At 69.1% G+C, this 12286-nt stretch carries 12 protein-coding genes; 2 read left to right on the forward strand and 10 right to left on the reverse strand.

Annotation, left to right across the window (positions count from 1 at the left end):
• The 10 genes from NYZ95_RS03365 to NYZ95_RS03410 all read right to left on the reverse strand — a co-directional run.
• Nucleotides 1-1223: hypothetical protein (locus NYZ95_RS03365; RefSeq protein WP_262848702.1), on the reverse strand; the 1223-nt coding region annotated here is incomplete at its 3' end.
• Nucleotides 1224-1252: 29 nt separating this feature from the next.
• Nucleotides 1253-2494: a hypothetical protein gene (locus tag NYZ95_RS03370; protein WP_262848704.1), complete on the reverse strand. Its 1242-nt coding sequence runs from the start codon at nucleotides 2492-2494 to the stop codon at nucleotides 1253-1255.
• 189 nt (nucleotides 2495-2683) lie between these two features.
• Entirely contained in the window at nucleotides 2684-3859 is a 1176-nt protein-coding gene (locus NYZ95_RS03375; protein WP_262848706.1) for a hypothetical protein, read from the reverse strand.
• A gap of 84 nt (nucleotides 3860-3943) precedes the next feature.
• The gene (locus NYZ95_RS20290; protein ID WP_262848708.1) at nucleotides 3944-4591 is read right to left on the reverse strand and encodes a potassium channel family protein; all 648 of its coding nucleotides are present in this window, start codon (nucleotides 4589-4591) and stop codon (nucleotides 3944-3946) included.
• 52 nt (nucleotides 4592-4643) lie between these two features.
• Nucleotides 4644-5570, reverse strand: coding sequence for an NHL repeat-containing protein (locus NYZ95_RS03385; protein ID WP_262848710.1), 927 nt, complete (start codon nucleotides 5568-5570; stop codon nucleotides 4644-4646).
• A gap of 94 nt (nucleotides 5571-5664) precedes the next feature.
• Nucleotides 5665-6909 (reverse strand): fibronectin type III domain-containing protein, encoded by a 1245-nt coding sequence (locus NYZ95_RS03390; RefSeq protein ID WP_262848712.1) that lies wholly within the window; start codon nucleotides 6907-6909, stop codon nucleotides 5665-5667.
• Between the two features lie 88 nt (nucleotides 6910-6997).
• On the reverse strand, nucleotides 6998-8257 hold the full coding sequence (locus NYZ95_RS03395) for a hypothetical protein (protein ID WP_262848714.1): 1260 nt from the start codon (nucleotides 8255-8257) through the stop codon (nucleotides 6998-7000).
• A 61-nt stretch (nucleotides 8258-8318) separates the two neighbouring features.
• Entirely contained in the window at nucleotides 8319-9587 is a 1269-nt protein-coding gene (locus NYZ95_RS03400) for a hypothetical protein (RefSeq protein ID WP_262848716.1), read from the reverse strand.
• 60 nt (nucleotides 9588-9647) lie between these two features.
• On the reverse strand, nucleotides 9648-10874 hold the full coding sequence (locus NYZ95_RS03405) for a hypothetical protein (protein ID WP_262848717.1): 1227 nt from the start codon (nucleotides 10872-10874) through the stop codon (nucleotides 9648-9650).
• A gap of 64 nt (nucleotides 10875-10938) precedes the next feature.
• Nucleotides 10939-11271 carry a DUF1330 domain-containing protein gene (locus tag NYZ95_RS03410; RefSeq protein WP_262848719.1) on the reverse strand — a complete coding sequence of 111 codons (333 nt, stop codon included), beginning with the start codon at nucleotides 11269-11271 and terminating at the stop codon, nucleotides 10939-10941.
• 168 nt (nucleotides 11272-11439) lie between these two features.
• Here NYZ95_RS03410 and NYZ95_RS03415 point away from each other — a divergent pair, with 168 nt between their 5' ends.
• Nucleotides 11440-11778 carry an ArsR/SmtB family transcription factor gene (locus NYZ95_RS03415; RefSeq protein ID WP_262848721.1) on the forward strand — a complete coding sequence of 113 codons (339 nt, stop codon included), beginning with the start codon at nucleotides 11440-11442 and terminating at the stop codon, nucleotides 11776-11778.
• A gap of 28 nt (nucleotides 11779-11806) precedes the next feature.
• Nucleotides 11807-12283 (forward strand): SRPBCC domain-containing protein, encoded by a 477-nt coding sequence (locus NYZ95_RS03420; protein ID WP_262848723.1) that lies wholly within the window; start codon nucleotides 11807-11809, stop codon nucleotides 12281-12283.
• Nucleotides 12284-12286: the final 3 nt, after the last annotated feature.

Consider the following 12286-nt stretch of genomic DNA (forward strand, 5'->3'; position numbering starts at 1 on the left):
CGCACCCGGAACTTCTTGGTGGCCTTCGGGCTCCAGCCCTTCGCCGTCTTCGCCCGCACCGTCACCGTGAGCTTCCCCCGCCGCAACGACGACCGCTTCACCGTGTACGACCGCCGACCCGGCTTCAACGTCACCTTCTTGAGCACCTTCGAACCCTTACGGATCACCACCCGGTACGACCGCACCGCACGCCCACCATCATCAGCAGGCTTCTTCCACCGCACCGTCCGCTTCTTCGCCCCAGCCTTCCCCGACACCCGCACCGACCGCACCACCGACGGCCGCCTCGGGAACAACGTCCGATAGATCCCGACGGTCGTCTCGGTCCGCTTCGTGACCATGTCGCCGCGGGCGTTCACCGCGAGGAGTGCCCACGAGACGGGGTACGCGCTGTCATAGCTCAGTGTGCGGATCGGCGCGACGTTGCCGTACGAGGTCGACGAGAAGGCCTTGATCGCGTCGACGTGCTCGTCTCCGACGTACACGCGATTCTTGGAGTCGACGTCGAGGTTGTCGATCCAGCTCAGTCCCGTACGCGATCCCGCGACCATCGCCGCAGGTGCCGTCGCACCCGTGGCTCCCCGCGCGTACACGAGCAGCCTCGCCTCGTCGGCTACCCAGAGGCGCCCGTCGCTCGTGAAGGCCACGTCACGGGCCTCCACGGGGAGATGCGCACCCGCCCCTGCGAGGACCTGGGACGGCGTCGCGCTGCCCGCCGCGCCAGGCGCGTACACACGCACCGCGGACTCCCCCGCGACGGCGACGTGGCCGGCCACGCTCACTCCGAGGCGGGTCCACTCGCCAGGGACGACGAGCGTCCGCAGCGCCGCTCCCTTCCCGCCAGGCCGAAGGACGGTGACCTTCGAGGTACCCGTCGTTGGCCCGTGCGGATCGAGGATGTACAGGCGCCCTCCACCGTCCAGCGCGATGTCGGTCGCCGCCTCGGTCGTCGGATAGCGGAGCTTACGGACCGGCTTCGCCTTCTTGCCGTCGGCGCGGGGCCCGAAGACATCGATCCGCCACCCGCCGTGCCGCAGCGCGTACACCGTCCCGTCGTCCGCGATCTCCAGGGCCAGCGACGGAGCGAACTCGTCGTCAGCAAGCGTGCGATCGGGTGTGTAGCCCACGGTGTCCGCGGACGCGGCTCCTGAGCCGGCCAGGACGAGCCCTCCGGCAGCCATCACGGCCGCTGCGGTCAACGCTACGGTGCTTCTGATGCGCATTCCTGCGCTCCTTTCGAGGTGGCTCATGGTCATCGCACCCGGAACTTCTTGGTGGCCTTCGGGCTCCAGCCCTTCGCCGTCTTCGCCCGCACCGTCACCGTGAGCTTCCCCCGCCGCAACGACGACCGCTTCACCGTGTACGACCGCCGACCCGGCTTCAACGTCACCTTCTTGAGCACCTTCGAACCCTTACGGATCACCACCCGGTACGACCGCACCGCACGCCCACCATCATCAGCAGGCTTCTTCCACCGCACCGTCCGCTTCTTCGCCCCAGCCTTGCCCGACACCCGCACCGACCGCACCACCGACGGCCGCCTCGGGAACAACGTCCGATAGATCTGCAGTCGCGGCGGACCCTCATCAGGCGCCCCGACGATCAGGTCGCCGCGGGCGTTGACGGCGACCGGCTCCGAAAAACCCCAGTCCGGATACGCGAGCTTGCGGACCGGCGCCACGTCCCCGTAGACGTTCGGCGCGAACGCGGCGATGTCCCCATACGCGTCGATGACGTAGACCCGGCCCCGACCGTCGAGGTCGATCTGCGGGCGCACGATGTCATCGTTGAGCCGAGTCCGTACTCCGGCGATCGTGCCGACCGGTGGTGTGTTGCCGTCTGCGCCACGCGCGAACGCGACGAGACGCTTGTCGATCCCCGCCCAGACCCGACCGTCGCCGCCGAACCCGACGTCACGGATCTTGGTGGGCAGACGCGTGGCCGCCCCGGTGATCACCTGCGATGGCTCCGCGGTGCCCGAGGCTCCCGGCGGATAGACACGCAGGGCCGAGGTGCCCGCCAGAGCGATGTGCCCGGCAGGTCCCACGCCGAGCGCTGTCCACGTCCCAGGGACTACCAGCCTCCTGAGGGGATTCCCCTTCCCTCGCGGCGGGAGCACGGTGACCCTCGAGGTGCCTGGAGTCGGGCCCTTCGGCTCGAGGACGTAGACGAGTCCCTTGCCGTCCACCGACACGTCGGTGGCTCCCGCAAAGACCCCTCTCACCTCGCGGACAGGCTTGGTCTTCCTTCCGTCGGCCCGTGGCCCGAACACCCGCAGCTGCTCACCGAACCTGTTCAGGACGTACGCCGTCCCGTCGTCAGCGATCTCGAGCGCTTCGGCCGCGTTGCCGTCGCCGTGATAGTCCGGCAGCGTCCGCTCGTGCGGGTAGGTCACCGTGTCCGCCGCCGCCGGCGCGGCACCGACCGTGGCGAGACCGCCCACGACCAGTGCCGCACCCGCGAGTGGCGCGACGATCCGCGTCATCTGTGCCATGCCGGGACGCTATCGACGTCCGGGGGTCACCGGACGCGGAACTTCTTGACCACCTTCGGGCTCCAGCCGTGATGTTCTTCGCGCGGACGGTCGCGCTCGCGACCCCGGCACCTGCCATCGTCACACCGCCGGCGACGAGCACGATGCTCCCCGCTGCGGCGATCGATCGTTTCGTCCTCCTCATTCCCCCTATCGCACCCTGAACGAGCGCACGACCTTCGGGCTCCAGCCCATCGCTGTCTTCGCGCGCACCGTGACCGTGAGCTTCCCGCGCCGCAACGCCGAGCGCTTCACGGTGTAGGACCGCTGACGAGGCCCCAGCTTCTTCACCTTCAGTACCTTCGAGCCCTTGCGAATCACGATCCCGTACCGGCGCACGTCGCGACCGCCGTCGTACGACGGCTTCTTCCACCGGACGGTGCGGCGCGCCGCAGCGGCCTTGCCGGTGACGCGCACCGCCCGCACCTTCGAGGCACGTGTCGGGAACATCGTCCGGTAGATCCGGACCGCGTTGGCGCCCACAGGGACGACGATGTCGCCACGGGGACCCACGTCCTCGCCGCGCTGATACTCCGGCCGCGTCCTCGGGGGGATGGTGAGCGTACGCAGCGGCGCCACGTTGCCGTTCGCCGACGGCGCGAACACGCTCATCCGCGAGCCACCACCCGAGTACTGGCTGACGTAGACCCGCCCGGCCGCATCGACGTCGAGCTCGACACGCTCACCGAGCCCGGTCCGAGGACCGGTGACGCGACGGTCGGGAGTCGCGCTCCCTCGCGCCCCGGGCGCGTACGACAGCAGCGTGTGGGGCGACGCTCCTGCCACCCAGAGGCGGCCGTCGCCGCTGAGGGCCAGCTCGAGCGAACCCTCGGACGCCTCCGCCGGCACGTCGATCACCCGGGCGGGCGTCGCACGGCCGCGGGCAGTCCGCGAGTAGACCTGGACCCTGTAATCACCACCGAGGGTGGTCGCGATCTCTCCGGACGGGGAGAAGGCGATCGAGGTCTTGTCGTCTCGGAGCTCCAGTGCCCGCAGCGGTTTGGGCGACGTCGCGCCGTGCGGGTAGACCTTGATGAGGGTGTCGACGTCCCGCTCCCCCGCTGACAGGGCGTAGAGGCGACCCGCTGCATCAGTCGCAAGCGCATCGAGGACATCGACGTACACGGTGGGCTTCTGCACCCGCACCGGCCGGGCGTTCCCGCGTGCACCGGGCCCGAAGACACGGATGGTCGGCGGGTCCGTCGCCCGCAGCACGTACGTCGTGCCGTCCGGCCCGACCGCGAGCCCCGCAGGGCTGCCGACCTTCGCCCGGTCGCCGGCGGTGGCGACCGCGGTCGTCGCGGCCAGCATTCGTCGTCTGCTCATGAGTGTGTTCCAGTCTGTGTGGATCCGCTGCGATGCGGAGGGGCCGTTGAGTGGTGCGTGCTCATCGGCCCAGAGGAGCCCTGGTCAGGCGTCGCGACGGCGCTTGGTCACGCCCGAGACCGCAAGAGCGACGACGGTCACCAGGTAGACCTGGCCGATCAGCGCCTCGAACGCGGCGAGCATCTTGCCCGTGTCGGTCGCGGGGGTCAGATCCCCGAAGCCGGTCGTCGTGATGGTGACGAAGCTGAAGTAGAAGTAGTCGACGCCGTCGTGGACGTCGGGCGTCTGTGCGAAGAAGACGCCGTCCCAGGCGCCCATGAAGGCATACAGCCCCGAGAACGCGTACCCCAAGAGCAGGTAGACGACGATGACACCGAGCACGATGTGCACGTCGAGCGACGGGTCGCGGACGAGGTGCGCACCGATCGTCGCGATCGTCGCCAGGCACAGCACGACCACGATCGCCGAGTACGCCATGGTCGCCGCGCGATCCTGCGCCACCTGGGCGACCGCACTCGCGACGATCCCCAGCACCACCAGGACGCTCGAGGCAAGGACCACCGGGCGCCGGGCGCCCGACGTGCGCTGGGCGAAGAGCAGCGCCGCGCCCAGGAGCGCCGCGACGAGCGGCCGCAGCCACGGGTTGTCCACCGGGACCAAGAGCACCACGACGGCCAGCAGGATCAGCAGGATCCCGTACCGGTCCCGACGTGGTGCCCTCTGGTCGTCCACGACACGTGAGCCTAGGGGTCAACATGCTGCGCCGCAGAAGCATTGCCGTGGCCTATCGGATCAGCCGGGGATAAATGACGATCCGGTTCTTGTACGCCGAGACGGCGACCTTGCCCGTGCGGCTGACCGAGAGCCCGTTGATCGATCCGTGTCGCGCGTTGCTGACGACGCGCAGTGGCGTTGTCTCGCCTGACGCGGTACGGGGCAGGACGTAGACGTGGCCCCAGTGGAGGCTGACGTACGCGCGGCCGGCGCGGTCGAAGTCCAGCACCTCCGGCTCCCACAGACTCGGCCACTCGCCGGTGATCTTCCGCTCCGGCGCGACATCACCCTTAGCGCCCGGTGCGAACACCGTGATGAACTCGCCTTCGCCGAAGGTCGCCCAAATCCGGCGGTCGACGTTCATCTTGGCATCGATCCTGCCGACCAGCTCCGTCTTCGGACCGGCGATCTCCCGCAACGGCTGGGCGTCGCCCGCTGCCGAGCGCCGGTAGATCCTGAGGAAACCCCATCCCACGACCAGCATGCGCTTGTGGGGCGTCATCGACACCGAGCCGATGTACGCCCCGGTGCGCAGGACACGGATCGGCCGGACGTTGCCCCGCGCCCGCTTGCCGAAGACGAGAACCCGTTTGTTGCCGTTGGCGACGTACAGACGGCCATCACTGTCACGTGCAATGCTGCGTGGCTGGAACAGGCGCGTGCGCTTGCCTGCGATCCGGTAGAGCGGCCGCGCGTTTCCGCGGGCCTTCGCACCGTAAACGACGATGCGGTTGCGGGCGAAGTCCGTGACGTACGTCCGCCCGGAGGTCGACAGGTGGACCGCGCGGAAGTCCTTGGCGCCAGCCTTCGCGCCCTTGATCGTGCGTTCCGGTCGCACGTCGACTGGGTCGGTCGGTGCGGCCTCGGCGGGGCTGCTGACGAGCAGCCCACCTGTGAGTGCGGCTACGGCGACCAGGCCGCTGGTCTGACGCTTCATCACGGTTCCCCCTGAGTTCGGATGTCGAATCCAGGGAGTCTCAGCCGCATGCTCCGAGCCGATCAACACCTTTCGACAGGCCTCAAAAGGCCCGCTACTTCCGCACGCGGAACGCCTTCTTCGCGGACGGGCCGTAGCCCTTGGCGTTCTTGGCCCTCACGAAGACGGTGAGCTTGCCATTGCGAAGCTTGGCGCGCTTGAGCGTGTACGACCGCCTGGTCGCCCCGAGATCGCGGCGCAGCAGCGTCTTGCCGCCCTTCTTGACGACGAGCCGGTAGCCGGTGATCCGTGCGCCTCCGTTGCTCGACGGCGCCTTCCACGAGACCTTCCGCGACTTCGCGGCCCGCTTCCCGGAGACCTTCAGGGCGCGCGGCTTGCCCGGGACCTTCACCGTCGGCTTCGGCTTCGGCGGCGCGGGCAAGCTCAGGGGGCCGAACGTGCTGACAGTGCCGCGCACGTAGCTCGCCACCACGACCTCGCCGCCCGCCCCGACCGCGACGCTCACCGGGAACTCGATGCCCGTCCGCGGCCCGCGCAGCACGGCGATCGGCGCGACGTCCCCGTACGCGCCGGGGGCGAAGACCTTGACGTCGTGGCCCGTGTAGTCGCTCACGTAGACCCGGCCGGCGGCATCGAGCGCCACGTCGGTCGGCTGCTGCAGCCCCGTACGCGCGCCCGCGATCCGGCGGGTCACGGTCCCGGCGCCTGCGGGGTCCTGCACCATCCGGACCTCGCGCGCCGCCGCGGCGGCCGCCCAGAGGCGACCGGTCCTGTCGACCTCGAGGCCTCGCAGGCCCGACCCGCCGGCCATGGTGAGCGTCCCGTCGACGATCTCGTCGCCGGGCGCGAACCGCTCGATCGTGTGCTCGCGGTCCCCCACGTACGCGGTGCCGTCCGGCGAGACCGCGATCCCGACGCCCTCACCCTTCAGCGCAAGGGTCCGTACGGGCACGGCGCCACCGTCGGCGCCGGCCGCGAAGACCCGCGCCCCGCTCGCGAACGTGCTCACGTACGCGCGCGTGCTGCCGTCGAGCGCGATCCCGAACGGGCCGGACGGGAAGCCGGTCACGCGCCGGATCGGTGTCGCCTCACCCTGTGCCCCCTTCGCGAACACCGCGTACGCGAACCCCGCCGTGGTCACGTAAGTCTCCCCTGCTGCCGAGACAGCCACGCCTTGCGGTGACGCGACGCCGGTGACCGTGCGCAGCGGGGTGACGTCATGAACGGCGGGCGCCGCGGTTGCCGACGGTGGCGCGGCCAGCACGGCGGCGGCCAGTCCGAGCGCGGTGACGGTGCCGAGCGCGCGGGTGCGTGTGGGGCGGGACGGGGCGAGACGCATGAGGCCCTCCTCGGGTGAGCGTGCACGAGTCACGATCCACCGAGGAGGGCCCACAGGGCGCCGGCATTGCACCGGCGTTGTTCACGACCTACTTGCGGACGCGGAACGACTTCTTCGCGTTCTTGCCGAAGCCCTTCTTGTTCTTCGCCTTGAGGTAGACCGTGTTCTTGCCGTTGCGCAGCTTGGCGCGCTTGATCTTGTACGACCGCTTGCTCGCGCCGAGGTTCTTCCTGAGCAGGACCCGGTTGCCCTTCTTGACCACCAGCCGGTAACCGGTGATCCTGGCGCCTCCGTTGTTGGCCGGCGGCCTCCACGAGACCCGCCGCGTCTTGGCACGTGCCTTGCCGGACACCTTGACGGCCCGCGGCTTGCCCGGGACCTTCACGGCAGGCTTCGGCGGAGCGAACAGCGGCGCGAACGAGGAGATGTCGTTGCCGCCGTAGTCGGCGACGACGAGCGTCCCGTTCGGCGTGACCGAGATACCGGCGGGCAGCGTCAGGGCTGCCGCAGGGCCACCGAGCACCTTGATCGGCGCGACGTCACCGTTCGCGTTGGCCGCGAAGACCTTCACGTCCTTCGCCACCTCGTCGACGACGTACACACGCCCGGACGCGTCGACGTCGACATCGCTCGCGAACTGGATCTGCGTCTGTGCCCCCTTGATCAGGCGCGCGGGCGTCGGGTCGCCGGTGGCTCCCGGCGAGAACGCGACGACCGAGTCGCCGGAGCCGTTGGCGACCCAGAGGCGGTTCCCCGCATCGACCGCGAGGCCGCGCGCGTTGGTGAGGCGCGAGCTCGTGATCGTACGCTCAGCGGCAGGCGTGCCCGTCGCCGACAGCGGGAACACCTTGATCGTGGTGGTGCCGTTCGAGACGTTGACCTTGTTGCTCTTGTCGATCGTGATGCCGAACGGCACGAAGCCGGGGTCGAACTTCGCGTCCGGAGCGACCGGGCCATCGGCCGTCGGGCCGAAGGCGAGCACGCGGTTGGCTGCCGTCCCCGTCGAGTTGGCGACCCAGGTGAAGCCCGCGCTGTCAGCCGCCACATGACGTGGAGAGACGATCAGCGAGGCCGCGCCGGAGATGCTCCGCTGCGGCGGTACGTCGCCGTTGGCGTTGGCGGCGAACACGCTCACCGACCCGCCACCGAAGTTGCTGACATGGATCTTGCCGTCGCGGACGTACATGCCGAGCGGCTGGTTGAGCCCGGTGTTGGTCGGGCCCTTGATCGTACGGACGGGTGCGACGCTGACGTCGTCGGCGGAGGCGCTGGGACCGAGAGCTGCCAGCGTTCCTGCGATGAGTGCGGTGCCGGCAAGGGCGCCGGTCACGCGGATGGTGTGGTTCATGGTTTTCCCCCTTCGCCGTCCACAGTGGGCACGAAGAGGGTCACGCTATGTCTACTTTGTCCTATTTACGGACGCGGAACGACTTCGTGGCGTTCTTGCCGTAACCCTTGGCGTTCTTGGCCTTGACGAAGACGGTGACCCTGCCGCTGCGCAGCTTCGCGCGCTTGAGCGTGAACGACCGCCTCGACGCGCCGAAGGTCCGCTTGACCAGCGTCTTGTTGCCCCTCTTCACCACCAGCCGGTATCCGGTGATCCTGGCTCCCCCGTTGCTGGACGGCGCCCGCCACGACACCTTGCGTGTCTTGGCACCCCGCTTGCCCGCGACCTTCAGGGCCCGCGGCTTGCCCGGGACCTTCACCGCGGGCTTCGGCACGGGCTTCGTCGTCACCGGCGCGAAGAGCGGCGCGAACGACGAGATGTCGTCCCCTCCGTAATCAGCCACGACCAGCGTCCCTTCCCGCGCAACCGCCGCTCCCGCCGCCATGGTCAGCGCTGCCGCCGGCCCGCCGAGCACCTTGATCGGCGCAACGTCGCCGTTCGCGGTGGCGGCGAAGACCTTGACGTTTTTCGCATGGTGGTCCACGACGTACACACGCCCAGCCGCGTCGAGGGCGACGTCGGTCGCGAACTGGATCTGCGTCCGAGGTCCCTTGATCACGCGCACGGGTTCCGCGTCGCCGATGGCCCCGGGCGCGAACGCGACGACGGAGGCACCGAGGCCGTTGGCCACCCACAGCCGATTCGCCCCATCGACCGCCAGGCCGCGTGCGTTGGTCAGGTGGGAGCTTGTGATCGTACGCTCGGCGGCAGGCGTGCCGGTCGCCGAGATCGGGAACACCCTGATCGTCTTGACGAGGTCCGAGACATTGACCTTGTTGCTCCTGTCGACGGCAATGCCGTACGGATTGATGCCGGGATCAAATACCGCATCCGGAGCGACGTTGCCGTCGGCCGTCGGGGCGAAGGCGAACACACGGTCGAGGTCTGCGACCCAGGTGAAGCCCGCGCTGTCCACCGAGACGTCATGGGGGTTGGTGATGAGCGACGCCGCGCCCGAGATCCTCCTCAGCGGCCGTACGTCGCCGTTGGCGCCGGCGGCGAACACACTGAGCGAGCGGTCATCGGCGTTGCTGACGAAGATCTTGCCGTCACGGACATCCAAATCCACCGGCCCGGCGAGTCCCGTGTTGGTGGGCCCCTTGATCGTACGGATCGGAGCGACGTGGATGTTGACGTCGTCGGCGGTCGCGCTGGGCCCCACGGCCACGAGAGATCCTGCGATGAGCGCGGTGCCGGCAAGAGCGACGGGCACGCGGATGGTGTGGTTCATGGTGTGCCTCCTTCGTGACCACAGTGGACACGAAGGAGGCCACACCCCATCCTCTTTGCGCTACTTGCGGACGTGGAACGGCTTCGTGGCGTTCTTGCCGTACCCCTTGGCGTTCTTGGCCTTGACGAAGACGGTGACCCTGCCGTCGCGCAGCTTCGCGCGCTTGAGCGTGAACGACCGCTTGCTTGCGCCGACGTTCTTCCGCAAGAGGACCTTGTTGCCCTTCTTCACCACCAGCCGGTATCCGGTGATCCTCGCTCCGCCATTGCTCGACGGCGCCCGCCACGACACCTTGCGTGTCTTGGCACCCCGCTTGCCCGCGACCTTCAGGGCCCGCGGCTTGCCGGGCACTGTCACGACCTTCGGCGGCGCCGCCGGGAAGAGCGGCCCGAACTCCAGGACCGACTTCCCGGAGTAGTTCGCGACCACCAGGCGCCCGTTCCCGGCGACGTCGAGGTGAGCCGGGTAGTTGAGCCGGGTCGCCGGCCCACCGAGGACCTTGAGCGGAGCGACGTTCCCTCGCGCGCCGGGAGCGAACGCGAGGACCGTGCTGAACGCGTGGAAGTTCGACGCGTAGACCCGCCCCGCGCTGTCCGTCCCGATGCCGACGATCCCGCTGGTCAGCTCGGTCGCCGCCCCGGTGATCGTCCGCAGCGGCGTCGCCGCTCCGGCCGCACTCGGCGCGAAAGCGTGCAGGGCAGCCGCCGAGTCCACCCAGGTCGTCCCGTCGGGAGTGACATGGACCCCACTACCACCTCCAAGACCCGTGATCTGGCGTGTCGTCGTCGCGGGGTTGCCCACCGCCGCCGGCGAGTAGACGTTGACCGTCGTCGACTTGCGCACGAAGATGCTGCCGGTCGGGCCGATGTCGAGGCCGAGCGCCGCACCGGTGCCGGTCCCGAAGGTCTTGACCGGAGCGTCGCCGGTGTCGGCGTCTGGGGCGAATACCGAGACCAGCCCGTTGTTGTTCGCGACATAGGTGAAGCCCAGGTCGTCGACGGCAACGCCACGCGGGCCGTCGAGACCGGAGGTCATGGTGCGCAGCGGTGCAGCGGCGCCGTTGGCCCCTGCGGCGTACACGACCACGTTGTTCTGGACGTAGTTCGAGACATACGTGCGCCCCGCGGACTTCGTCACGCCGAACGGGGTGGTGGTCGCGCCGGTGATCTCGCGCTCGGGCAGGACGTTGACGGTGTCGGCGGCTGCGCTCGGGCCGGCGACGACCATCGCCGCGGCGACGAGCGCGACGGCGGACAGTACGGCGGACGTGCGGACGGTTCGGTTCATGGCAGTTCTCCCTTCGCCCCCTCACGGTGAAGGAGAAGGGGTCACCAGGGGTGTCGCTTTGCCCTCACGGGGTTGTCACATTGAGGACGTCTGTCGCGCGGTGGTCCTCGTCGACACCGTCGACGACGATCACGTTCGACACGGAGTTCTCGGTACGCAGCGGAAGGATCGCCTGGTAGGCGGGCGACTCGTACCACGCCTTCACCTGCTCCCGGTCCGGGAACTTGATGATGATGATCGTCGACGACCAGGAGCCCTCGACCTCGGTCACCTTGCCGCCGTGGACGATGAACTTCCCTCCGTACGGGGCGAGCGTCTCGTCGATCCGCTCGAGGTAGGTCACGATCTCGGGTCCCATCGAGACCTCGCGCATGTCGGCGATGGCGTAGGCGGTCATCTGCGTGCTCCTTCGTGTGGGGCGGCTTGTCCTGTCCCGCAAGCCTCCCGCGAGCGTCGGCACGGAGTCGATGACCTCGGAGGTCATGATTTCGCGGAGGGGTTGACAGGCCGCGCCAGCGAGCGCATTCTAAAACCATCCAGTTATACAACAGATCGGTTATGGATAATGACGGACGACGAGCTCGACGCGGTGTTCGGGGCACTCGCGGATCCCACGCGACGCGCCATCCTGGCCCGCCTGGCGCGGGGCGACGCCAGCGTCAACGAGCTCACGGCCATGTTCGCGATGTCGCAGCCCGCGGTGTCGCGTCACCTCAAGGTCCTGGAGCGCGCCGGGCTCGTCTCGCGCGCACAGCAGGGGACCATGCGGCTCAGCCACCTTGAGGCGGGACCGCTGAGGGAGGCCACGGACTGGCTCGCGGACTATCGGGCGTACTGGGAGGACAGCTTCGCCCGGCTCGACGCGATCCTCGCCGAGGCCGACGACCCGCCCGCCGGCACCTGACCGGTCACCGACACCCCAAGGGGGAACCATGTCCGACCTCGAAGTCACCGCAACACCGGGCACGAGCACGATCGAAATCAGCCGGTCGTTTGCGACCACACCCGAGCGGCTTTACCACGCCATGATCGACGACGAGCTGCAGAGGCAGTGGCTCGGCCCCGACCGCCTCACGACCGAGATCGAGATCAACGAGGTGCGCGACGGCGGCCGGTGGCGGTGGGTCCAGAAGGACACCGACGGGACCGAGTACGGCTTCCGCGGCGTCTACCACGGCGAGCCGTCCGTCGAGAACGGCATCACCCGGACGTTCGAGTTCGACGGCGTCCCGGGCCACGTGTCGCTGGAGACCCTGCGGTTCACCGACCTCGGCGGCGGGTCGACCCGCATCGACATCGTCTCCGCGTTCATGTCGGTCGAGGACCGCGACGGCATGGTCGAGTCCGGCATGGAGGGCGGCATGGAGGAGGGGTACGTCCGCCTGGACAAGATCCTCGCCGACTCCTGACGC

Source organism: Mumia quercus (genome assembly GCF_025506335.1).
Classification (GTDB): domain Bacteria; phylum Actinomycetota; class Actinomycetes; order Propionibacteriales; family Nocardioidaceae; genus Mumia; species Mumia quercus.